Origin of the sequence: Phragmitibacter flavus, from assembly GCF_005780165.1 — a bacterium.
GTDB classification, from domain to species: domain Bacteria; phylum Verrucomicrobiota; class Verrucomicrobiia; order Verrucomicrobiales; family Verrucomicrobiaceae; genus Phragmitibacter; species Phragmitibacter flavus.
This window is the reverse complement of the sequence record NZ_VAUV01000001.1, coordinates 271,669-293,544: the sequence shown is the minus strand read 5'-3', so window position 1 is coordinate 293,544 and position 21,876 is coordinate 271,669. Positions and strand designations below refer to the sequence as shown.

The 21,876-nt window shown below is 53.7% G+C and carries 19 protein-coding genes; 11 read left to right on the top strand and 8 right to left on the bottom strand.

Annotated elements, in window-relative coordinates:
* Positions 1-64 precede the first annotated feature (64 nt).
* Both FEM03_RS01275 and FEM03_RS01270 read right to left on the bottom strand, forming a co-directional pair.
* The gene (locus FEM03_RS01275; RefSeq protein ID WP_138084358.1) at positions 65-751 is read right to left on the bottom strand and encodes an SDR family oxidoreductase; all 687 of its coding nucleotides are present in this window, start codon (positions 749-751) and stop codon (positions 65-67) included.
* A 3-nt stretch (positions 752-754) separates the two neighbouring features.
* Positions 755-1,642, bottom strand: coding sequence for a LysR family transcriptional regulator (locus FEM03_RS01270; RefSeq protein ID WP_138084357.1), 888 nt, complete (start codon positions 1,640-1,642; stop codon positions 755-757).
* Positions 1,643-1,728: 86 nt separating this feature from the next.
* Here FEM03_RS01270 and FEM03_RS01265 point away from each other — a divergent pair, with 86 nt between their 5' ends.
* From FEM03_RS01265 to FEM03_RS01220, 10 genes are all read left to right on the top strand, one after another.
* Positions 1,729-2,691 carry a 3-oxoacyl-ACP synthase III family protein gene (locus tag FEM03_RS01265; RefSeq protein WP_138084356.1) on the top strand — a complete coding sequence of 321 codons (963 nt, stop codon included), beginning with the start codon at positions 1,729-1,731 and terminating at the stop codon, positions 2,689-2,691.
* Complete coding sequence (locus FEM03_RS01260; protein WP_138084355.1) at positions 2,688-3,707, top strand: SDR family oxidoreductase; 1,020 nt, start codon at positions 2,688-2,690, stop codon at positions 3,705-3,707. The genes FEM03_RS01265 and FEM03_RS01260 overlap by 4 nt, the downstream gene beginning before the upstream one ends.
* On the top strand, positions 3,679-3,978 hold the full coding sequence (locus FEM03_RS01255; protein WP_138084354.1) for a phosphopantetheine-binding protein: 300 nt from the start codon (positions 3,679-3,681) through the stop codon (positions 3,976-3,978). The genes FEM03_RS01260 and FEM03_RS01255 overlap by 29 nt, the downstream gene beginning before the upstream one ends.
* A gap of 70 nt (positions 3,979-4,048) precedes the next feature.
* A complete protein-coding gene (locus tag FEM03_RS01250) occupies positions 4,049-4,717 on the top strand; it encodes a class-II aminoacyl-tRNA synthetase family protein (RefSeq protein ID WP_166442531.1) in 669 nt (222 codons plus the stop codon).
* Positions 4,701-4,955 (top strand): phosphopantetheine-binding protein, encoded by a 255-nt coding sequence (locus tag FEM03_RS01245; protein WP_138084352.1) that lies wholly within the window; start codon positions 4,701-4,703, stop codon positions 4,953-4,955. Before FEM03_RS01250 ends, FEM03_RS01245 begins: the two co-directional genes overlap by 17 nt.
* Positions 4,952-5,665, top strand: coding sequence for a ferritin-like domain-containing protein (locus tag FEM03_RS01240; RefSeq protein WP_138084351.1), 714 nt, complete (start codon positions 4,952-4,954; stop codon positions 5,663-5,665). Before FEM03_RS01245 ends, FEM03_RS01240 begins: the two co-directional genes overlap by 4 nt.
* Before the next feature lie 28 nt (positions 5,666-5,693).
* Positions 5,694-5,957, top strand: coding sequence for a hypothetical protein (locus FEM03_RS01235; RefSeq protein ID WP_138084350.1), 264 nt, complete (start codon positions 5,694-5,696; stop codon positions 5,955-5,957).
* Positions 5,954-6,535 (top strand): ferritin family protein, encoded by a 582-nt coding sequence (locus FEM03_RS01230; RefSeq protein WP_138084349.1) that lies wholly within the window; start codon positions 5,954-5,956, stop codon positions 6,533-6,535. The genes FEM03_RS01235 and FEM03_RS01230 overlap by 4 nt, the downstream gene beginning before the upstream one ends.
* Positions 6,453-7,310: a class I SAM-dependent methyltransferase gene (locus tag FEM03_RS01225; protein WP_138084348.1), complete on the top strand. Its 858-nt coding sequence runs from the start codon at positions 6,453-6,455 to the stop codon at positions 7,308-7,310. The genes FEM03_RS01230 and FEM03_RS01225 overlap by 83 nt, the downstream gene beginning before the upstream one ends.
* A 65-nt stretch (positions 7,311-7,375) precedes the next feature.
* Complete coding sequence (locus FEM03_RS01220) at positions 7,376-8,209, top strand: GDSL-type esterase/lipase family protein (RefSeq protein WP_138084347.1); 834 nt, start codon at positions 7,376-7,378, stop codon at positions 8,207-8,209.
* Between the two features lie 12 nt (positions 8,210-8,221).
* Here FEM03_RS01220 and FEM03_RS01215 read toward each other — a convergent pair whose 3' ends face one another.
* The gene (locus FEM03_RS01215; protein ID WP_138084346.1) at positions 8,222-9,634 is read right to left on the bottom strand and encodes a TonB-dependent receptor; all 1,413 of its coding nucleotides are present in this window, start codon (positions 9,632-9,634) and stop codon (positions 8,222-8,224) included.
* Between the two features lie 145 nt (positions 9,635-9,779).
* Here FEM03_RS01215 and FEM03_RS01210 point away from each other — a divergent pair, with 145 nt between their 5' ends.
* Positions 9,780-10,826 carry a GGDEF domain-containing protein gene (locus FEM03_RS01210; RefSeq protein WP_166442530.1) on the top strand — a complete coding sequence of 349 codons (1,047 nt, stop codon included), beginning with the start codon at positions 9,780-9,782 and terminating at the stop codon, positions 10,824-10,826.
* A 30-nt stretch (positions 10,827-10,856) separates the two neighbouring features.
* On the opposite strand, the gene FEM03_RS01205 is transcribed toward FEM03_RS01210, so the two are convergent.
* The 5 genes from FEM03_RS01205 to FEM03_RS01185 form a co-directional block, all read right to left on the bottom strand.
* Positions 10,857-12,092 (bottom strand): PQQ-binding-like beta-propeller repeat protein, encoded by a 1,236-nt coding sequence (locus FEM03_RS01205; RefSeq protein WP_138084344.1) that lies wholly within the window; start codon positions 12,090-12,092, stop codon positions 10,857-10,859.
* 105 nt (positions 12,093-12,197) lie between these two features.
* The gene (locus FEM03_RS01200; protein ID WP_206170788.1) at positions 12,198-14,294 is read right to left on the bottom strand and encodes a sulfatase-like hydrolase/transferase; all 2,097 of its coding nucleotides are present in this window, start codon (positions 14,292-14,294) and stop codon (positions 12,198-12,200) included.
* 326 nt (positions 14,295-14,620) lie between these two features.
* The gene (locus FEM03_RS01195) at positions 14,621-15,634 is read right to left on the bottom strand and encodes a carboxypeptidase-like regulatory domain-containing protein (RefSeq protein ID WP_138084343.1); all 1,014 of its coding nucleotides are present in this window, start codon (positions 15,632-15,634) and stop codon (positions 14,621-14,623) included.
* Entirely contained in the window at positions 15,631-20,772 is a 5,142-nt protein-coding gene (locus FEM03_RS01190; protein WP_166442529.1) for an alpha/beta hydrolase, read from the bottom strand. Before FEM03_RS01190 ends, FEM03_RS01195 begins: the two co-directional genes overlap by 4 nt.
* A gap of 327 nt (positions 20,773-21,099) precedes the next feature.
* Entirely contained in the window at positions 21,100-21,852 is a 753-nt protein-coding gene (locus tag FEM03_RS01185) for a putative 4-mercaptohistidine N1-methyltransferase (RefSeq protein WP_206170787.1), read from the bottom strand.
* Between the last annotated feature and the right edge of the window lie 24 nt (positions 21,853-21,876).

Below are 21,876 nucleotides of genomic sequence, written 5' to 3'. Positions count from 1 at the left end.
GCGATACTGATACAAGCAAAGAATAAGTAATAATCCAAGTGGACCTGTGCAAGTGAACCATTACTTAGGGTGCCGTCAGCGACTTGCCATTGTCGCGCACACCCAACTTCATCAGATACGGAACCGCTCGTTTCGCCCAGGCTTTGGCATCGTCATAACTTCCTGCCCCGTCGCCAAAACAACGGCGTAGCATTTCAGTATCGATAATTCCGGGGTTTAAAGCAACCACCGCAACGCGACCGCCGGTTTCCTGTGACATGGCCTTCGACAAACCTTCAATGGCATACTTGCTCGCACAATACGGCGCGACCTCCGGTGAGGTGCTCCGACCCCAGCCTGAAGAGAAATTGACGATGACTCCAGTGCCACGATTCAGCATCGCAGGAGTTACATGACGGATCACCGAATAAGTGCCTTTGATGTTGATATCGATCACGTCGCCAAACTCGCGCACCGGCACTTCCCAGAGAGGGGCATTGCCGTTGATCACGGCGGCGTTGTTCAACACCAGATCAGGTGCGCCAAGTCGCTCCACGACGTTCGCGCAGAAGCTTCCAACTGCGGAGTCATCAGCCACATCGACCTGCACAAATAGATGTGGCGCTGGATATTGTTGGGTCAGTTCCTTCACCGCAGCGGCACTTCGACAACAACCGGCCACCGTCCATCCTTGATCGATAAATTCATCAACCATCGCGCGGCCCAAGCCACGACTGACTCCTGTGATCAATACGGTTTTTTTCGCAGTCATGATTTAAGCGGGTGACAATGAGGATACTTTGCCGGCGATGGAACGAGCTTCGCGCAAGACGGTCTCGAGCAAGGGATTGATCTTGCCAAGCCACAACGCCGCATACGGCACTTCGGGGAAGTCGGTAAGGGGAATCAATCGCGTTCCCGCAGGCGCTGGAACATCGGGCTGCATGATGGTGAGGCCGATGCCAAATCCCTCCGCCACATAGCGGCCCACAAGATCCAGCGAAGCCAGTTCAAGACTGGGATACCATTCGATTTTACGGCGTTGCAACTCGGTCAGAAAGATGGTGGTGACGGGCTCTGGAACGGGCACGCAGAGAAGGGGTTCGTCAATGCGATCCATCTCCCAAAGCTGCTGGGCTTTTTTGAATCCGCTGCGTTCACGCACCACCAACGCGAGCGGGATGCGGATCATTTCCTGACACTGGATGCCGGGCGCGGGCTTGCCGTGGATGCCGGTGAAAGCGATGTCGATTTCCTGCGCGAGCAGCTGTTGCTCAAACACATCCTGCAATCCGGAGGTGAGGCTGAAACTCAATTCGGGCACGCGCTTTTTCAAAGTCTGCAACATCGCAGGCAGGTAATTGTGCTGGATCGGTTCGGGTGCGCCAATGCGCAGGCGCACCACGCGACCCCCGCGCAGGCGCGCATCGATGTCGCTGAGTTTTCCAAAGAACGGTTCGATAAACGCAAACAATTCCCGACCGGCCTGGGTGAGGGAAAACGGACGTCGGTGAAACAAGGTGACCCCAAGGCTGTCTTCAAGATTAATGACCTGGGCGCTGATGGCGGGTTGCTGAATGCCGTAGGGAATGTGACGCGCAGCGGCACTGATGCCGTGGTGTTTGGCCACGTAATAAAACAGCTCAAGGTGGTGCACGTTCACGGTCGCAGGTTATCGCCTGGATCAATGGTCGGTCAAAGATTTTCGATTAACGGACGGGCTTGACGCTGCCGCATGATGGCGTCGTGATGAACGCACCTGATATCGGCATTCGACATTTCGCCACGGCTTTGCCGGAGCAGTTCCAGCCATTGGAAGCGCTGTCCACCACGTCGAATTTCAAAACGTTGCGTGAGTTTGGTTTCGATGGCACCTGGATCGGAGATGACGCCGGTTGGTTGGGTCGGATCGCTGCGGAGCGGGCGCTGTTGAATGCGGCACTCGAAGCGCAAGAGGTGGATGTGCTGTTTTGGATCAGTGCCTTGTCGGGAAATCACCAGTGCCCATCTTCAAACGCCGATGAAGGCAGCACGGTGCTCCATGAATTTTGCTATCGCGGAAGCTGGTTGCAGGAGCAGTTGAACATGGATCGCGCCACGGTCTGCGGCATCGCCCAGCAGGGTTGCGCAGGCATGTTCAGTGCGCTGCGACAGGCGAGGGCCTTGCTTCTGGCAGAGCCCGACATTTCGAACGTGTTGTGCGTGGGTTCGGATGTGTTTCCTCCAGAAGCGGAGCGGGAGGTTTTATACAACCTCATCAGCGATGCTGCCTGCGCCTGCGTGCTTTCGCGCGAAGATATACAATACCGCTGGCTGGGTTTTTATCAGATCAGCAAGGGCTACTACTGGGATGTTCCGGCGAAACAAAGCGAGATCATCGCCGCCTATTTTCCCACCGCCGTTCTGGCCATCCGCAAAGTGCTCGCGCAACAGGGATTGCAGCCAACCGACATTGATCTGGTCATCCCCACCGGGGTCAACCGCAGCAGCTGGCCGATCCTCATGCGACTGTGCGGCATCCCGGAATCGCGCCTGTTTGAACCCGTCAAACGTTTCGGTCACACCGTTGCTGCGGACAGTTTTCTGATGCTGGAACAGGCGAAACAACAGGGTCGTTTGAGGCCGGGCATGAAGCTGTTGCTGTTCGCTTACGGATTTGGTTCAAGCTGGTCAGCGTTGCTTTTGGAAACCACCCACCTGATTGAGTCATGAACATCCTGCTCACCGGATACACCGGCAATCTCGGAAAGGAAATGGCGCATCAGCTCGCCGGGCATGAGGTGCATGCGCTGGTTCGCGATGTTGAAAAGGTGAACGCTCTCCATCAGCCTCATGTCCAGATTCATCCTGGTGATTTCGATGAATTGCCCAACAAGCTCGCGGCCGACATTGAAGTCATCATTCACGCCGCAGCGAGCACCGCATTTCGCGCCCCATTAGCGACGCTGCGGGAAGTGAATGTGGAAGGGACGGCCCGCATGCTCGAGTTTGCCAGGCGCTGTCCACTCTTGAAAAAGTTCGTTCAGGTCAGCACCGCGTGTGTCTGTGGAACGAATGTCGGATTGGTCGAAGAAGCCCGTTTGGTGCGTCCGATCGGATTTGTAAATGCTTATGAGCAAAGCAAATGGGAGGCGGAAGAGCTGGTGTTTGATTCCGATTTGCCGGTGGAAGTGGTGCGGCTGTCCATTGTCGCCGGGAGTGAAACGGATGGATCGGTTCTGCGACTCGGTGCCATGCATCATTTGTTGTTCTGGCTGTGGAAAGGGCTGATTCCCATGATGCCCGGCTCGGACCAAACCAGAGTCGACCTGATCTCCACCGAATACGCCGCAGCCGTGGTGGCAGCCTGTGTGGATTCACCTTTGGAATCAGGTAGGGTGATGCATGGCTGTGCGGGAGATGCGGCTCCCCGATTGTCCGAGTTGTTGCAGCATCTTGCGAGCGTCTTTGAACCCACCTCGAACGGCTGGCGGTCAGGAAGCATCGTCGCTCCTGCCATCGTTGATGCCGAGACCTTCGCCATGTTCAAAACATCGGTCATGCAGAGCGGCGATGTCCTGTTTCGTCGAGTGCTGGAAGATGCCGAATCCTTCCTGCCCGGGCTGTTGCACCCACGCCAGCATGCCACGGACAACGCGGACCGTTGCTGCCTCCAACCAAGAGCCGACTGGAAACCTTTAACCGAACTGGTCACCCATCATGTCATCCAATCCAAATCGAGATCCTGAAACGTTGCGCCGGACTTTGCTGACTCTGGTCAATGAGGAGTTACCCCGCCTTCATGGACGCACCCCGCAGGACTGGCCGCCGGTCAGTTCCGACACGCAGTTGTTTGAAACCGGACGGCTGGACAGCCTTTCCATCCTTCATCTCATCGGTGCCATCGAAGACCATACCGGACAACCAGTTCCCGACTGGCTGGTGTCGATGAAATACTTTCAGAGCATTGAAACCATCACCCAAACCTTTGGTCATGAACCTACCCATTCAAACGCCTAACATTTCTTGGCAGTTGTTTTTGCCGCAAATTGATTCACGCCTGTCCTTGTGGTCGCGCAATCGCGGTGGCTTGGAGCAACGCTGGCCGGTGCTGATGCGGTCGGAGACTCTGCGACGCGCGGGATATTTCGATTCGTTCCCGCAGTTGTTGATGACGGCTTCGTTTTGTCCCGATCCCGAGAATGCACCAGAAATTGTAGCCGCTTCGGGATGGTGTCTATCACCGGCCGTTTGTTATCATGCCTACGCAGGCTTGGAAGGACAAACCCTCGCTAAGGGCGTTAAACTAAGTGCCAGTGGCAGCTGTTTTCGCCATGAAGAACCCACCGAGTTACAAGCTGGTCGGCGGCAGGTGGAATTCACCATGCGCGAATTGATCCTTGTTGGTGCCAAAGACTGGATTGAACACGAACTAACGGGTGTGCGCGAAGAGATTCATCAACTCGCCATTGATTACGGACTATCCGGAACCTGGCAGCCCGCCAGTGATCCGTTCTTCTTGCCCAAAGCAAAGGGCAAAGCCTGCGCGCAAAAGCTCCTGGAAACCAAATGGGAGTATTGCCTGCGCGACGGTCTCGCCATCGCCAGCATCAACCGGCACGGCGACTTTTTCGGCAAGCGATTCAGCATCCGCCTGCCAGACGGCAATCCCGCTCATTCGGCCTGCATCGCATTCGGTCTGGAGCGTTGGGCGTCACAGTCAACCATCAGCATGAAACACCATGACCATCATCACTGAACAGGAAGTCATCGAGCGACTGAAGTTATGCCTTCCGCGGCTTGCCCATCAGATGGAGCCAGACAAGGCCATCTATCAACTCGCCTTGGACAGCATGGATACCGTCGAACTGCTTTGTGTGATCCATGAGGAATTCGGCGTGCCGATTCGCGAAGAGAATTTTTTGCCTCAAACCCGGCTGTGCGATCTCGCGCGCCACATTCAAACCCAGCTACAGCTACAACCACAACTTATATGAACTACGGCGACTATCTAACCACTTCAGAAATGACGCGATGGGTGCTCGATACCGACATCGCATGGGATGCCATTGATGTGAACCTTGCACTGGCGCAAACCGATCTGCTGGATCGGGTGCGCGACTCTGCATTGATTGAATCGTTCTTTCCCATCTTCACTCCCCGGGTGCTGGATTTGATGTGGGACGATGTGACTGCCACCGCCGTTTACAGCGTTCAGTTATACGAGAGTTACAAACATTTTCATGTGTTTGCGCAGTATCTGGAAGCGGTGGGTTACCGACCCATAAACGAGGAAGAAATTGTTGAAGTGCGCCGACGCAACCTTGGTTTGAAGTATGATCATCCTGCCAGACTGCTCACGCGTTACATGATGAGCGAGCATTTTGCCGCCCACAATTTTTTCAAGGACTCCAAACGAAGTGCCGAACCCGTGCTGGCACATATCCTTTCATTGGTGGCGAAGGATGAAGTCAGGCACTGCCAGTTTGGCTACGAACTGCTCGCCCAACGTTTGTTGAAACATCCTGAAGAAATCGATACGGTGATTGATGAAGCCGCGCATTTCAAACACATCGGTGAACTGGTGGTGCCACATGTGCCCGTGGCCGAAAAGAACGACTTCTCCGCCATCCTCGCCATCAACCGCAAAATCGCCCGGCTGACGGGGAGGCGCATCAGTTCATTGCTCACGGAGGTGCTGGCGTGAAGATCACTAATTACCGATCACAAATCCTATGAATGCTAAACTTGGACATATTCTCCTCTGTGCCCTGGGATGCGAAACAATTTTGGTGGCGGTGTTTTTGGCATTTACAGGTGGGATGCACTATGCCGATGTTTTGCTGCGCGTGAGCTTGCTGATTCAGGGACCCACGCTTGTGCTGGCATCTCTCATGAAACCAAAAAAGCCAGCGGTCTCATTCCTTATTGGAACCGGATTCGCGGTCGCGGGGATTATCAGCATCTTGGCTTATATCGTCTATTCATACAATCGATGAACACCAACCGAAATCTTGCCTGGAGGCTGAACTGGTATCGGCAGAGTGAACTGGAAGGTTCGCTATTGCTTGGGCGCATGGTGGGTTTGGTCGAGGATCAACATGTTGCCCATTGCCTCACGACTCACGCTGCCGAGGAGGCTGAACATTCACGACTTTGGGCGGAGGTCATCAAAGAGTTGGAGCTGCCCCACATTCGCATTTTGCGCAGTTATCAGTCATTTTATCTGAATCATTCGGGACCGCCCAAATCGTTGCTGGAGGTGCTATGTTTCACCCAGATCTTCGAGCGGCGGGTGCATGCGCGTTTCACGTCGGAATCAGCCGATCCAAACTTACCCGAACCGGCACATCGCGCTTACGAGCGCATGATCGAAGATGAAAAAGATCATTTAGGCTGGGTTGCCCACTGGTTGCGTGGCCAGCCGGACGCGGTGCGCCTGATGCAGAATTATCAGAAGATTGATCACGAAGTTTTTAACCAGTTGCTACCTTATGAACAACATCTCTACGACATCCCAGGCCTTGGCAAAGAATCCGACATCGCGGCCTGCCAACTTCACGCGGCACACGACTGACCTCGTTGCCAAGTTCAAACAAAACCATCAGTGGCACCTGATTCCGCTTTATCATCTCTTGCGACTAAGCGAGTTCGGTCGAGAGGGAATCGAGCGGTCGGGCAGTTACAAGTTTGCGGATCATTTGTATCGCAATGAACCGGCGGGGCAGGGGATTATGGGCAAGTGGTTGGACCGCGTGCTCTTGAACCTTCCCGCTGCCAGGGGAATGCGACAACGGTGCGTAGAAGCAGAGCGAACTTTGGAAGAACGACTGGACGCAACTCCCAATCAATTGCGGGTGCTGGCGTTGCCCTGCGGTATTCCTCGCGATGTGACCCGATTGCTGCATCGCCGACCCGAATTGACGGTCCGCCTGAACTATGTTGGCATGGATATGGATGAGGAAGTGTTGGGAGCGGCAGCGGAGCATTTGCAGGAGATTCGCAAGTTGCATCCATGCTTGATTCAAGGAGACGCGTTGGTTTCCGAAACTTATCCCGAGGGAACTTTCGATTTGATCATCAGCACGGGATTGGGCGAGTTCTTGCATGACGAGGCGTTGCGGGTGTTTTACAAAAACGTTTTCGATCATCTAAATCCCGGCGGAATGTTCTACACCAGTGCCACCACCAAGGATGAAAAGTCCGATTTTTTGCTGCGCTCCTTTGAGTTGAACACGAACTATCGCGATCTCGCCAAGACCCGGTTGATGCTGGCTCCAATGGCCTGGTCGGCAGTGCATCTCAATGCCGACCGAACTGGACTGCAAACGTTTGTGCGGGCCATCAAATGATCCGGTTGCCTGGCTCGTTCAAGAATTGGGGTTGTCCAAGGAAGCCGAAAATGACAAGGTGAATCATGGTAAGAAGATTAATCGAATCAACAGGATGGATTTTCATTTGCTGGGGCCTTGCAGCGATATCATTATTCGGAACTTCGCTGCTTCACGCTGAAGTTCCTGCGACTGCGGCGAATCCTCAGCTCAATCCATCCGTCAACACGGCGTTGCTGGCGACTCCCAAGTTGGAGAATGATTTTTATGACTGGTATCAACGTCACGAGGATGTGCTCAAAGAAGTGGCCTCACGAAAAGCCGATCTCGTTTTCATCGGCGACAGCATCACCCATCTATTCGGCGGGCTCCCCACGCCCAATCGCAACAAAGGACAAATCGTCTGGGACGAATTTTATACGCCGCGCAACGCCCTCAACCTTGGTTTTGGATTCGATCGGATCCAAAATGTCCTGTGGCGGTTGGACAATGGTGAACTCGCCGGACAAACGCCACGAGTGGCGGTCATATTGATCGGCACCAACAATCTGTATCGTTCGGCCAATGCGCGTAACAACAGCCCCACTGAAATCGTGGAAGGAATCGCTGCCGTTTGTGACAAGGTGCATCAGATCACTCCACAAACGCGCGTGTTGTTGCTTGGTGTATTTCCCCGTGGGCCAAAACCCGGTGAAGGACATCGCGCTTCCATCAGTCAGATCAATCAGGGGTTGGAAAAGCTGACGCATCGTCCTTGGCTCACCTTCCTGGATCTCGGTCCACATTTTCTGGAATCGGATGGCACCATTTCCAAAGAGGTCATGGGCGATGCACTGCATCCGAGCACCAAAGGATATCGCATCTGGGCGGAGAAGATGGAGCCGGTGTTGCAGAAACTTTGGGAGCCAGTCGTCAAATAGCCGGTCCTTCATTCATTCACGAGGAGGTTTGTAGCCGAAAAAGCTCCTCTTTTTAATCAGTGAAGCCACCTGTTCCGGCACCATCTCCTCCCACACCCCCTGGCCAGCGGCGATTTTTTTCAGGACGTCCCTGGAAAAAATGCTCAGGAATTCCGGCTTGAAGTTGTCCAATGTGACGAAGCTGCCGCGATCAGACAGATAACCGTAGAGTTTGCGAAGTTCGGGGGCGACTTCGAGATTTTCCACGGTGGTCAGTTCCCCGGTCTCGCCATCTTTGAGAGGATAAACATACAGCTTGAGGTTGTTCTTAAACAAACGGCCAAAGGACTCAAGGATTCCACCAGGGAGTTGCGTGTAGTATTTTTCTTCAAACAACTCGATCAGACTCGGCGCACCCATTACGATGCCGATCCGTTCGCTGGTGCGCCACGAAATGTAGGCAGCGAGGCGGTAATATTCAAAGTAGTCGGAGATGAGCACGGTGATCCCACAGGCAGCCAGCAGATCGGCCCGCGCCAGGAAATCCCTGCGATCCACGTCCTTTCCACCGGCGAGCAGATTGCGCATGGTCAGCTCAAAAATGGGCAACACCTCCTTGCCCTTCACGCTTGGATCGGTTTTGAACTTTTCCAGGGCGCATTGCAGCATGTCGAGATTGACATGCGTGGGTGGACGAAAGCTGCCGCGTTCCACCAGCACGGCTTTTTTGTAAAGCACTTCGGAGGGCTGCAAAACCTCACTGTTGGGACCAAACATCGCCGCGCCGCTCAGGCCGAGCTGGACCAGCTTCAGGCTGATGAGTCGATTGTCGACGGCTCGAAACTCGATCCCCTTAAATTCGATGACATCAATTTCGATGCGACCCGTGGTCAGTTTATCGAGCAAACTCTCCACCAGCAATTCGGGTTCGTGATGGAGAAAAAAGGCCCCGTATAGCAAATTCACCCCGACCACGCCCAGAGCTTCCTGTTGCAGCGACGCTTCGGCATCGAGCATTCGCACATGGATGAGGATCTGGCTGGGCTCATCGCGTGGACGCGATTGAAATTTCACCCCCATCCAGCCATGGCATTCGTTGCCGCCTTTGAAACTGCGCGCCACCACGGTATCTGCAAAAGCAAAAAACGCGGTGTTGTCGCCGCGTTTGTCGCTCAAACGATCAATGTTCAATCGAAACTCAAAGTCGAGCATCGACTGCAACCGGGTGCGCGAAACATAACGGCTTCCACCACCATAAATCGCGTCGCTGACCACCATGTCATACGCGGAAATGCTTTTCGCCACCGTGCCTGCGGCGGCGCCCACACGAAAAAACCAGCGCACCACCTCCTGCCCGGCACCAATCTCTGCCAAGGTTCCATACCAACGCGGATCAAGATTGATTTTGAGGGCCTTGTGGTGGGTGTCTAAAGTTTCGTCTCTCATGGCATGCCGCAGCATGTTCATTCCGAGCAGAAAGAATGCCGTGGAGACACGCCAAAGAAAAACCGCAGCTCCACCCGCTGTCCCAAAACTGCAGGCTTCAGGTTGGACATTGCATTTCTTGCGCAGCGGTTCAGGATGTGACTCTATGCAACCCGCACCGTTGCCTCCCGATGAAGAGGCCCGACTCGCCTCGCTCCGTTCGCTCAACCTGCTCGACACTGCCATGGAAGAGCGCTTTGAGCGGGTCACGCGACTGGCCTCACGTCTGCTCGACGTGCCCATCTCTGCCATCACTCTGATCGACAGCCAGCGCCAATGGTTCAAGTCCATCCAGGGCCTGAACATCAGCGAAGGATCTCGAGACTCCTCCTTCTGCGGTCATGCGATTTTGGGTAGTGAGACGTTTCAAATCGAGGACGCCACGAAAGACGAACGATTCCACGACAACCCGCTGGTGACGGGCGATCCGAATATCCGCTTTTACGCCGGCCATCCTGTCAAGGCCCCCGATGGCCGCACCATTGGCACGCTTTGCGTCATCGACCAAAAACCTCGCACGCTCACGGCCCATCAATTGGAGGATTTGCAGGACCTCGCCGCGATGGTGGAAATTGAGTTCAAGTCCACCCAGCTCGCCGAGGCGCAGATTCGCATGAACATGGATCTGGCAGCCGCACGAAAAGCCGTGCTCATTGATCCGCTGACCCGACTATGGAATCGCGCCGGCGGGGAGGAGTTTCTCGCCCGACAACACGAGCTGGCCGTCCAAAATCACGAGAAGTTTTGCATTGGCATGATCGATATCGACCATTTTAAAAAGGTCAACGACACCTACGGTCACGCTGCCGGCGACGAGGTGCTCCGCGAAGTGAGCAAACGGATCTTGCGCAGTCTCCGCACAGGTGATTTTGCCTGCCGCCGTGGTGGCGAGGAGTTTCTGGTCAGCATCAGCGATCCGCAGGCTACCGAAGCGATCGCCATTGCCCAAGCAGTGCGCGAAGCCATCCGGTCAAAGCCGATCTCCGTCGGCGGCGCGGAGATTTCGATCACCATCAGCATGGGCCTCGCCTACTTTGATCCGGCCGCCAGCGTGACCTTTGATCAGGTCATCCAACTGGCGGATGCTGGACTCTATCGCGCCAAACAAACCGGACGCGACCGCATCGTCTCGCATCTCGAGAACAACGGCTAGGGCCCAGTCTAGATCGCCAAGTCCGACGAACTACTTGACCGCGTAAGCAAAAATCAGCTCCTGGTCGCGCAAGTAGAGCTGGCCGTTGCTGACGACGGGATGCGTCCAGATGCGGCCATCCTTGGCACGTTGTTCGGTCTGTGGTTCGATGACAAAACGACCGTGCTCCTTCCAGCCATCGGGAGAGGCATCGATCAACACCACCGTGCCGCTGGTTTCCTCAAGCAGATACAACTGGCCATCCGCGCAGTGAATGGCACCCTTGCCGAGTTTCTTTTCCTGCCAGACCACTTCCCCCGTGGCGAAATCCTGACAGGTCCAGCCACCCTTGTCGGAGTAACCATAGAGGTGTTTTCCCACCAGAATGACACCGCCATGATGGTTGACCATGTTGGTGTTTTCGTAGACCACTTTGGGTTTGTTCGCGCCGATCTCAAACATCATGCAGCCCACCCCGTAACCGGCGCTGACATAAACTTTGCCATCGGCATAAACCGGCGTCGGAATCACCGCCACCTTGCCAGCGGCGAAAGGTTGCATCCACAAAACTTTTCCAGTCTCCGCTTCAATGCCCGCCACATTGGTCATGCTGCGCTGAATGTATTGACGCACACCTTGATGCTCCACCACCAGCGGTGACGAATACTGCGCGACATCCGTCCAATCTTTGGTCTGCCAGATTTTTTTTCCGGTCTTTTTGTTCAAGGCAAGGAGGGTGCCTTTTTCTCCGCCAGGTGTGCAAATCACGCGATCGCCATCCACCAGCAAGCTTTCCGTGTAACCCCAGTTTTGCAGTTTGCCGCCGTATTCCTCAACGAGATTCGCCTTCCAAACTTCCTTGCCATCGGCTGCCTTGACACAGATGACATCGCCCCTGGCCCCCAGAGTGTAAACATGTTCCCCATCCACGGCGGGGGTGCCACGGGGTCCATCGCCCCAACGATTGGTGTAGCGGGCACCGATGGCGGTGCGCCATTTTTCCTCGCCCGTTTTTGCATCCAGCGCGAGCAGAAACTCTTCAAAATCATCGTTGGCCCCCATTGTATAAACCGTGCCGTTGACGATGGAAAATCCTGCATACCCGAGCCCGCCTTCTTCAGACATCCACAGCTTTTTCGGCCCATCTTTCGGCCACTTCTTCAACAGCCCCGATTCCGTCTGGATGTCACTTCGGTCAGCGCCGCGGAATCCGGGCCAGTCGTTTGCCTGGGCGACATTGCAATGGCAGGCGAGCAGGAGGGCAAAAGAGAGATGAACAGCTTTCATAGTTTCTGAGCGGTCATGGATATACGGCTGATGAATCACGGATGTTTCCCGGTGATTCATTCATCCAAGCGGAAATGACCGCCCAATACCAGCATAAACCCATGCTTATTTCGTAGGCAGGACCGCCTTGATTTCGTCTGCGACTTTTTTTGCCAGATACTCGGAACCCTTGATGTTGAAATGCACGTCATTGGGCCTTTGCAAAATATCCAGCTTGGGCGTGATGTAGGCATTCAGATCATTGATGCGCACGTCGTTTTCCTTCATCACCCTGGCGGCGATGTCGTTATAGATTTCCACATCCCCAAAAGTGCGCACGGGTTTAAGTGTGCCTTTGGGAACCGGCGTGGTGTTGGCCCACACCAAGGTTGCCCCGGTTTTTTTCATCCGCTCCACCAACTGGCGCAGATTTTTTTCGTAGTCCTCAACCTCCACCTGCCGTTTGCCATCGCTCATGTGCTTCAAATCATGCAGTCCAAAGTTGAAATGAATGACGTCCCAATCTTTTTGCCCGAGCCACTTGTCGATGTTGGCCGTGCCGTTCTTGGTGGGTCCCCCATTGGTCGGAATGCGGTGCACATTGGCCACGCCCGCGAGCAGCTCCCGCACCGGAATGGTGTAGCCAATCGATATTGAATCTCCGACGATCAACACCCGGGGCAGCGACGGATTGTCCTCAATGGGTCGCAATGAAGGATTGGGCTTCCTTGATTTTGTTTTTGCTTTTGAATTTGCTGGTTGGTTCTTCGGCTGACTAACCAACTTCGAAAACGTTTGCTCCAGATCCAAGCCATCAGCATAGCGCGACTGCAACTCCCGCAATTTGGAGAACAGCCGAATCATCAACGGCTGCGAGCTGACTTCATCCGCCAGATCACGCATTTCTTCTGGATCATCCGTCAGATTGAACAGACGCGCCCGGCCCGCTTGCGGATAGAGGACCAGCTTGTGTCCCTCCGCTGTCACCGCCCGTTGCACGTCGAGATAACCCAAATAGACCGCGTCATCCCGCGCCACTGTCTTCGGAGATTCTCCAAGAAGCGGCAGCACGCTGTTGAACTCCACGCCCTCTGGCTTCGCAAGGCCCGCGAGATCCAACGTCGTCGCCATGCCGTCTTGCAACCAGATCGGTGACTCCACCTCTTTGCCCGCAGGGATCCCCTTGCCACTGATGAAGAACGGCACCCGCGTCGAGTGCTCATAGGCGTTTTGTTTGCCCATCAAGCCATGATTTCCGACCGACAAACCATGATCGGCTGTAAATATTACCACGGTGTTGTCCGCCTTGCCCGATTTCTCCAATGCCTCCAGCACCCGGCCAATCTGCGCGTCAAGGTGGGTGATCAGCGCAAAGTATTCACGACGATGCACCTTGATCGCATGCTCCGTGCGCGGAAAGGGAGCCAGTTTTTCATCCCGCAATCCACGACCCGCGCCCATCGCCTCCGCATAGGGATACTCCGGCAACCACGATTTCGGCAACGTCATGCGTTCCAGCGGATAGCGATCCAGGTAAGCCTGCGGCGACTGTCGCGGATCATGCGGCGCATTGAAGGCCACATACATGAAAAACGGCTTTTCCTTCCCTGAATCTTTCTCCGTCTGAAGAAACTCCACCGCGTCATCCGCCGTCACTTCGCTCCAATGTTTGCCGCCCGTCCAGAAGCCTCCTAAGCTCGGGTCGGCAGGATTCCAGGAATTATCGTCCACTGAAACCGGTCGCCAATAAGCCTGACTGGAATCCTTCGGCATCCCACCCCGCAGATTTTTCACCACCTCAAAAGCCTTTTCAGCCGGAGCCTTCACATGCCACTTGCCACTCATCCACGTCGAATACCCCGCCTGTTTCATCCACAAAGGCCACAGCCTGCCCGCCGCCACATCTTCTGCCGCCATTTGCCCCGCACGCCACACCGTGCGACCCGTCATCAACATCGTGCGACTGGCGATACAAACCGCCGGTGACCACGATCCCATGTTATAAGCCCGTGTGAAGCGGGTGCCACTTTTGGCCAACCGATCAAGGTTGGGCGTATCAATATCGATGCCCTGCTTACCCGCACTGCCGATCGCCTCATAGCTGAGATCATCCGCGAAAAGAAACAGCACATTCGGCTTCTCCACTCCCGCCTGCAGAGAAGAGAACGAAGAGATCCACCAAAGAGACGACAGAACAAGGAGACGTAAAGACAACAACAACATGGCCCTGTCCTAACGAAGCCAATCCACCCCAGCTATCCAAGGAATTGAAAATGTCCGGCCGCCTGTCTCGCCCGGGCATTGGCTCAACAAATGCACTAGCCACTCCACGTGGATTTCTCGTCCGAGCCACAGCACTTCACTCGCAATGCTTTCCGTGCCATCGTCTCGGCTATCCCCAGGACTTCAACGTCGACGGCCCAGTCCGAAACAGGCCAGGGCGGCACCAAAACGTGGAGCATGGCCGTTGGTTCGGGGACGGGGACAGGTTGCAATGCGTGGACTGACCCCCGGCACCCCCGGCACGTGTGCATAACGAAGAACATTCGCTACTTGGAATCGGATTCAAGATTACGTGAGCCAGCCTTGGGATTTAAATACGATTTCCACATGGCAAAGTGATCACCGTGCGCAATCATTTCTATATCCACTCTCGCCATCACGCCGTCATTGAACTTGACAAAATAGGAGCGCATAACAGTATCGCGCCACTCACCTAGCGGAAGAGACGCTGATATTTGAATGGCTTCAGATGGTTGGTAGCCCTCCAATGGAGCGATAAAGTCGAAAGAGTCTTTCCTCTGGATGAGGCCGCCTTGATGCACGGCGATTTCCAATGTCCAGTCGTATTGGCGTTGGCCTGGAGGTTTATCCTTTTCTTTATTCCAACACTTGATGGTCATTTGATGGACATTGCCTGTAAGATTTGGGTTAAGATTAATCACTGTTGGCATCCCATCACGAGACACTTTAAACTGCTTGCGCCCAATCTTGATTAAAGGTTCCAAAACCCCTTGTTTGTATAAAACAAACATCACAGGGTTTTCCTTATCAGGCCGATGAGGGCCCTTAACTGACTGGGTGGAATAGGGAAAACTGCTGCCAGACCCGACTTGGTTCTCACTTTTTGGTAGTTGGTGATAACCAGGTTTACTAACTTCGACAAATAGCGAAATGCCTCTAATTCCAGCGATGGAAAACAGGCCTTCACCATTCGTGAATTTATCATGTTTGGATGATTTACCCCATGGTTTGTCATTTGCAGCCAGACGAACATTTGCCTGTGGAACTGGATCGCCATATTGGTCGACAACTTTACCATAGAATGTAATGGGCGTTAAAAATGCGAGTTCAAATTCGCGTAGCTTCTCTGGATTGGGTTCGTTTTGATTTTGTATATTGGTATTTGTCGGATGATTTGTCTTTGATGTCCGATGAGAAAGCCCGGTCGGATTTATTGCGTCAATACGGTCATCAATCCTGCTTTTCCACAACAAAAAAAGTAACAGCATAATCGCAATCAGAAAGGCGAGGCTGATATAAATGAATTTTTTTGATTTCATGGCTCGCGGTTTCCAATCCCAAATCCAAATTTAGTCACAATATCCAGCCAAAAATAATAGTTTTTCTGAATGGAGTAAACCCACTGGGCACTATGCTCATCACCAAAATTAAATCCTCCAACTCCCATGTTTACCGCACTTGTAATGCAAGTGTTTGTTGTGCAGGCTCTCGTTCCCGCAGCCTTGGTGCGAGATTTCGTCACATATCCCATTGCTTCAGATAATTGTGTTACTATCCGTGAAGACGCTAAGCTAGCCCCCACAACTCCGTAAATTAATTTTTCCCCCACAGGAAATCCTGGGCGATATGCATAGGCATGAATTATAAATTCATTTGGTTTGAAGAGTTGATTATTTGTTTCCCATACCGCGAGGGCTGAATCAGTTTCTAGGAAGAAGTTTGTTTTCGGCGTCGCTTCAAAAAATTTATCTGTGATTCCAAACTGATCTTTTGTGGATTGGTCAGGATCAGTGTCGGGAGTGGTGAAATTGAAATCGACCGTTTCATCACCATACGCTTGCGCTGCCATCGCTGCGTTGCATAAAGCGTAGCGCGTTAAGTTCATGCCATTTCTCAAAGCAGATCCGGTGATGACATTGCCCATACTGTGGGCGAACAAACACCTATTATTAGCGTTCGGCAACTGGTTGACAAAGTTCGCAAGGGCAGGCCCAGAGAGCCATGCGCGATATTCACTAGGATTGTAGGTGGTGGCTCCTGGTTTATAAATGTCTGGCAACCCGTCATTATCACCACTATGCGTCGGCCATCGAAATGTGTAGAACCTGCCTTTATAACCCATCTGCCATAAGCGCTTAAAGGTGGTTTGCCCCCAACTGTCGTAATCGTGGTAAGTCATGCGCCATCCATGCACAAAAATCAAAGTTTTTTCCTCGACGTCTGGATCTTCGACATGTGGATTTCCATTTGGATCCCATACCCATTGCAACGCATCAGGTCGATCATCATCCCAAGGATCATCTATTTCTTCTGGCTCAGCCGTGATGCGTGCGCGTTGATACATTTCGTGAACATCCATCAGCTTGAGCCAAACGCCGCAAGCTTCTGATTCTGTTCCAGATTTGTTGCGAAACATGACCACCAATTTGGCTTTGCCTTTGGCTGACGCTTCCCAGATAAAATGGGCTACAGGACGGTTGCCTTTTTCAGACTGCCAGAATGTCTTAGGGAGATATTCCTGACTGTAGCGACCAACTGACAGTAATTTTTGTCGGAATTCACCGGTGCATTGTTCAGTCGCTTTATCTTTATCTTTGAGATAACTTTCGGAACCTTCCTCAAAGTCAACCGCATTAAAGATACGAATGAGCGGAGAGCCGTCGCCTTCCACGAATTTGAATCCAAGTTCCATATCACCCGATTTTAGCATTTCTAAAATGCTCTCTACATTTAGGTGTAGCCTCGTAAAATCTTCCAAGTCACGGATGCCATCAATATGGGGAGAGTGGATTCCGCCGTTGCTTGCGCTAACAGCAACAGGCTCATCGTCTAGTTCATCATTTGATTCAGGATCATCATCGTTATTGATCCAAAACCGGAAAGGTTTCTCTTCCGTCGGGTTATCCGAAGTATTCAACTCGCCATCGCGATTGTGATCGACCAGTAACTCCACCGGGAGGAGGACCAAGGCCTGGGATTTGAGCATGGCCGCAAACGGGGCGGGAGCTTTGATTTCGGTGGGTTGGCTTTGGGCCATAAATTCCTTCAAGGACTTCACCCATTTATACTCAATGGTCTGCGGGCCGCTTTGATCATGGGGTTCGGTCACATCAACCAATGCCACCAAATAACGTGATTGCCAGGCGGCTTTGGTGGTTTCATCCAGCATGCCACCCCATTCGCTGGTCCAGATCACCCTGACCTTGCCATGCTGCGCGGTGCCAAAGTAGCCTGTCATGGTTTGTTCGCCTCCGGGTCCTGTATATTGAATTTCTCGCTCTTCCAAACGGTTTTTTGCCACGGCTACTGGTCCTCCGTTCCATTTGATGGGAACGCTTTTGATGAAGAAGTCTCCGTTCGGCAGGGTTTCAAGCTTGGGGCTGAGGTTGACGCTTTCACCCTGATGCTCTTCGCTTTGGGACTGGACGGGATAGCTCAACAGATTGCCATACCATCCCGGGGTCGGAGAAGTGTAGGTGTGCGTGGGCGGATGGTTTTGTTCGGGAACAGCTTCAATGATGTATTCCTCCATCGCTGGTTCACCGGGTTCCGGGTTTTCGACCGGGCCGCCTCCCGTGTAGGCGCTCTGCCAGGTGGTGACAGGACCCAACGCATACTTGGTGGGCTCCGGGTTACGGTTGAGATTTTGATAGGTGGCTTCGTCGATGGCTTCCTGTTGGGTGTTGACCGGGGCGTTGAACGAATCGGTGGTGATGAGGATTTTGTGGGCTTGAATGAACCTACCGTCGAGTTCGCGCTGGGCTTCCACGCTGGTTTTGATGATGTGATAGGCTGGTTGCGGGGTGCTGTTGGCAGTGATCCACGCAGCAGAGTCGCCTGACAGACCGGCGTGCTCAATGGGATCACCCACAGGTTCCGGGGTCGGGGCGTCATTCGCGCCCTGTTGCTTGTATCGATATTTTTGAATGTAGCCGGTGTAGGTGCTTGGGGTTGATGGCGCAGTTGACGCAACGGGACGCATACCGACGCCTTCGGGGGTTCCTGGAGAGTAACTGCCTCCTGCGGAACTGATGGAGCCGCCTTTCCATCCGCTATACTGAACGATAAAGGGAGTGAGGCGTGTGGCGTTGTCGAGTTCTTCCTCGGTGGGTTGAGGACCATTGTTATTGCCGCTGCCGTTTCCACTGCCACCTCCTGAGTTGCCGCCGCCTGTCCCGGAGTTACCGCTGCCGGTGCCGCCTTGGAGATGGATGCCGCTAAGTTCGAGGTTGATTCTCGGCGGGGTGATCGGGGTGACGGTAGTTGGCTCGGAGTTGATGTCGGTGGGGTTGCTTCCAGCCTGCACTTCGGTGCCATCATTGATGCCGTCACCATCGGTATCGGCGATCTTCGGATGGGTGCCGAGTAGGAATTCGCGCAGGTTGCTCAACCCATCCCGGTCAAAATCTCCCAAGACGGCAAGTTCATAAGCCTGCCATTCGGATTCGGTGCTTTCGTTTCTTCCTTCGGTGGGTTCGGTGGCGACCACGAAGCCCGTCGCCGGTCCGGCATCGCGAGAATCACGCGGCTCGAATTGGTGCCGGTGCTCCCATTCATTGCTCATGCCATCGTTGTCTTGATCCACCGGATGGGTGGGACCGTTGGGAACAGTATGACCATCGTTGACAAAGGCGGCGTAGCCCTCGGGAATACCGTCGCCGTCCCAATCGGCTTGCTCGCCGTGAGAGGGCGGTGTTGAGATGGGTTGGCCGTCAAGGTAGCCATAGTAGCCAGGAGTGCCGATGGCGCGTTGCCATGCCGCATACTGGCCGTCGGTGATGCCCGTGAACTTGCTGTGAGGATTCCCGGGGTCTAGATTCTGTTCGAGTTCTTCGTAATTGAACAGGCCATCCTGATCGTAGTCTTCGACCGCGTCGGCAAATCGGTTTTTGTTAAAGCTGCCGGGGTAGATGGAGCTCCAGTAGTCTTCCTGAGCATCTGTCATGCGGTCGAGGTCGGAATCATATTGGCCACGGTAGGCAATGAGGCTCCAGCCTTGCTCGTAAGCGGTGCGATTGTTGATGCGATCACCGTCGAGGTCGCCGCCGCCATCGGCGGGGTTGGTGTAGTCCATAGGTTCTCCATTGGCAGCATACCATTGTTCAATGCGGTCGGGGATGCCGTCGAGGTCGGTGTCGGTGGCGTCAACCATTTGGTAGTCGAGGTAGACGCCGCTAAGGCTTTTGGGATTGGTGGGACTTATGGTAGGGTGGGTAAGTTTGTAGATCATGACTTCCTCGTAGTCAGTGAGGTCGTCGTTGTCGGTATCGTTGTGGTAGGCGCTGGTTCCGATTCCCTGAACGGAGCCGAAGCCGATTTCCTGGAGGTCGGTAAGGCCGTCGCTGTCGCTGTCGGCGTTGTTCCAGGGGTCTTTAGGATAGGCGTCGTTGGTATCGATGATGCCGTCGCCATCGGTGTCAGGTTCAGTGCTGTCGTTGATGCCATTGCCGTTCCAATCATCCCATAGGGTGCTGTCACCGGGATGGGAGTCGAAATAGCTGACATAGCCGTCGTTGTCGTCGTCGAAACCGTAGGGATTGTAAGTGCCGTTGTAGGGATCGCTAGGATAGGGATCGGAGTGGTCGGGCATGCCATCGCCGTCGCTGTCGGGGTCGTTTATTGATGAAGAACCGTTGTTCGGATCGTAAGGGTAGGGATCGGCGTAGTTCTGAATCCCATCGTTGTCGTAATCCCCGTAATCGTATCCGTTGCTTGGATCATAAGGATAGGAGTCCAGGTAGTCTGGCGTCCCATCGTAGTCGCTGTCCATGGAGTAGTATCCGTTGGAGGAGTCATAAGGGTAGGGATCCGTGTAATCCGGCATGCCATCCCCATCGCTGTCGGTGGTGTAATCGCTGTAATAGTTACCGTTGTAGAAATCATCTGGATAACCATCCTGCCAATCTTCAATGCCGTCGTTGTCGCGGTCGAGCGGGTAATAATCTTCGTGATTTTTCATCCCATCGCCGTCCGCATCGGCGAAAGAGTAGAAGGGGTAATTGTAGGCGGAATCGCTGGGGTCGGAGAAGCGGTGATAGTTCACAGAATAACAGCCGTAAAATTCGTCGTGATCCGAAAAGCCATCGCTATTGCTGTCCCATTGCCAGGGGTTGGTTTGAGTGAGGTCACGTTCATCACGGTCGGTGATGGAGTCTGTATCTGAGTCGATGGAATAGGGATCGGAGCCGAAGGCGACTTCTTCGGCATTCGTGAGGTTGTCCCCGTCGCTGTCTAGGTTCCACCAACTGTCATTGGGGTCGGTGGGGTTGGGATGCTCTTCGGATATGCCGTCGCCGTTGGAGTCGTGTTGGTAGGAATTGACGACGGGAAGGGGTTGCAGGGTCCAGAAGAAAGTGCAGAGGAATTGCAGGGCGGCGATCCAGCGGGAGCGGAAATGCGGGAGGAATAGTTGGCTTCGGGCAGATGAAGGCCGGGGGAGTTTGAGCTGTGATTTCATCGCGGGGGACAGCTGAATGATTTTATTGTTAATTCGTTGGCGAATTATTCAGTGATGAAATCAGTTTGGGCGCGGAGTGTCGATATTTTTATTGCATGCGATAAATGAGATTTTTGAATGGTTGATGCTTATTTTTGATCAGCAATCAATCTTGATAATGTTACCAAGGAGATGATATCCGGAAGTTTGGTTATCCAGGCTTATCTTTTAGCCGGGATAACAAGATTATATTTTTTTGCTAATGGATAGCAGGTTGATGGGGCCGCGAAGCGGAGTCAGCTCCGGGAGAAAAATGACAGGGACAAGAATGTCCCTGCTCCTTTTGGGCTAGTCCGACCGGCGGATCCAGCGTGTTCCTAGTGCCACGCTCCATTGATACTTGCGGGCGTGTTCGCGGATCAGAAAAGGGAGATCCTTTTGTTCGTCTAACTCAAAGTGTCCTAGCAAACGTTCTTTCAGCCACTCGAACGTAGAACCCACCGGCCAGTTGTCTTTGGGAGTGAACTCCTCCAACCAGCTGCATGGGGTTGCCAATAGCAACTGCCCACCGGGTTTCACCAATGCGGGGAGTTGTTGCAAAAGACGCTGCGGATCGGCAAGTCGACATAACAAATTGGCGGCATGCACCACATCGAACGAACCTAAATCTTCGCGCAGCAACATGGCGTCGCCCTGCTCGAATTTTACCCGTTCCGAAAAGGACCCTTCCGGCCGGTGCGCGGTGCAGGGGGTAAATGAATCACCTTCATCCACGCGCGGGTAACTCACCGATCCATGCTGACGAATGTGCTCGGCGGTTTCAATGAAACTCATCGAGTAATCAATCCCAATGACCTCTTCGACCACCTTGGAAAGTTCAAATGAAGAACGTCCGACGGCGCAACCGAGGTCGAGCGCCCGCGTCCCTGCGGTCTCAGGCAACAGTTCCGGGCGAAGCAATTCACTTACCGTGCGCGTGGCAAATCCAAGCGCCTCCTTCGGTCCGTTTTCCCATGGCAACACCTCCTCATCACTGCCGTAATGAAACAGCAGGTATTCGACATGCAGCTTGGGCGTTTCGTAAATGTTTTCTTCGATCATGGGGACTTCATCATCCATTCATCA

Bases quoted from the DNA above. Each gene is read 5' to 3' on its own strand.
- FEM03_RS01275 (WP_138084358.1), bottom strand. From the start codon at position 751: ATGACTGCGAAAAAAACCGTATTGATCACAGGAGTCAGTCGTGGCTTG.
- FEM03_RS01265 (WP_138084356.1), top strand. From the start codon at position 1,729: ATGAACGCACCTGATATCGGCATTCGACATTTCGCCACGGCTTTGCCG.
- FEM03_RS01260 (WP_138084355.1), top strand. From the start codon at position 2,688: ATGAACATCCTGCTCACCGGATACACCGGCAATCTCGGAAAGGAAATG.
- FEM03_RS01255 (WP_138084354.1), top strand. From the start codon at position 3,679: ATGTCATCCAATCCAAATCGAGATCCTGAAACGTTGCGCCGGACTTTG.
- FEM03_RS01245 (WP_138084352.1), top strand. From the start codon at position 4,701: ATGACCATCATCACTGAACAGGAAGTCATCGAGCGACTGAAGTTATGC.
- FEM03_RS01240 (WP_138084351.1), top strand. From the start codon at position 4,952: ATGAACTACGGCGACTATCTAACCACTTCAGAAATGACGCGATGGGTG.
- FEM03_RS01235 (WP_138084350.1), top strand. From the start codon at position 5,694: ATGAATGCTAAACTTGGACATATTCTCCTCTGTGCCCTGGGATGCGAA.
- FEM03_RS01230 (WP_138084349.1), top strand. From the start codon at position 5,954: ATGAACACCAACCGAAATCTTGCCTGGAGGCTGAACTGGTATCGGCAG.
- FEM03_RS01225 (WP_138084348.1), top strand. From the start codon at position 6,453: ATGAACAACATCTCTACGACATCCCAGGCCTTGGCAAAGAATCCGACA.
- FEM03_RS01220 (WP_138084347.1), top strand. From the start codon at position 7,376: ATGGTAAGAAGATTAATCGAATCAACAGGATGGATTTTCATTTGCTGG.
- FEM03_RS01215 (WP_138084346.1), bottom strand. From the start codon at position 9,634: ATGAGAGACGAAACTTTAGACACCCACCACAAGGCCCTCAAAATCAAT.
- FEM03_RS01210 (WP_166442530.1), top strand. From the start codon at position 9,780: ATGCAACCCGCACCGTTGCCTCCCGATGAAGAGGCCCGACTCGCCTCG.
- FEM03_RS01205 (WP_138084344.1), bottom strand. From the start codon at position 12,092: ATGAAAGCTGTTCATCTCTCTTTTGCCCTCCTGCTCGCCTGCCATTGC.
- FEM03_RS01200 (WP_206170788.1), bottom strand. From the start codon at position 14,294: ATGTTGTTGTTGTCTTTACGTCTCCTTGTTCTGTCGTCTCTTTGGTGG.
- FEM03_RS01195 (WP_138084343.1), bottom strand. From the start codon at position 15,634: ATGAAATCAAAAAAATTCATTTATATCAGCCTCGCCTTTCTGATTGCG.
- FEM03_RS01190 (WP_166442529.1), bottom strand. From the start codon at position 20,772: ATGAAATCACAGCTCAAACTCCCCCGGCCTTCATCTGCCCGAAGCCAA.
- FEM03_RS01185 (WP_206170787.1), bottom strand. From the start codon at position 21,852: ATGATCGAAGAAAACATTTACGAAACGCCCAAGCTGCATGTCGAATAC.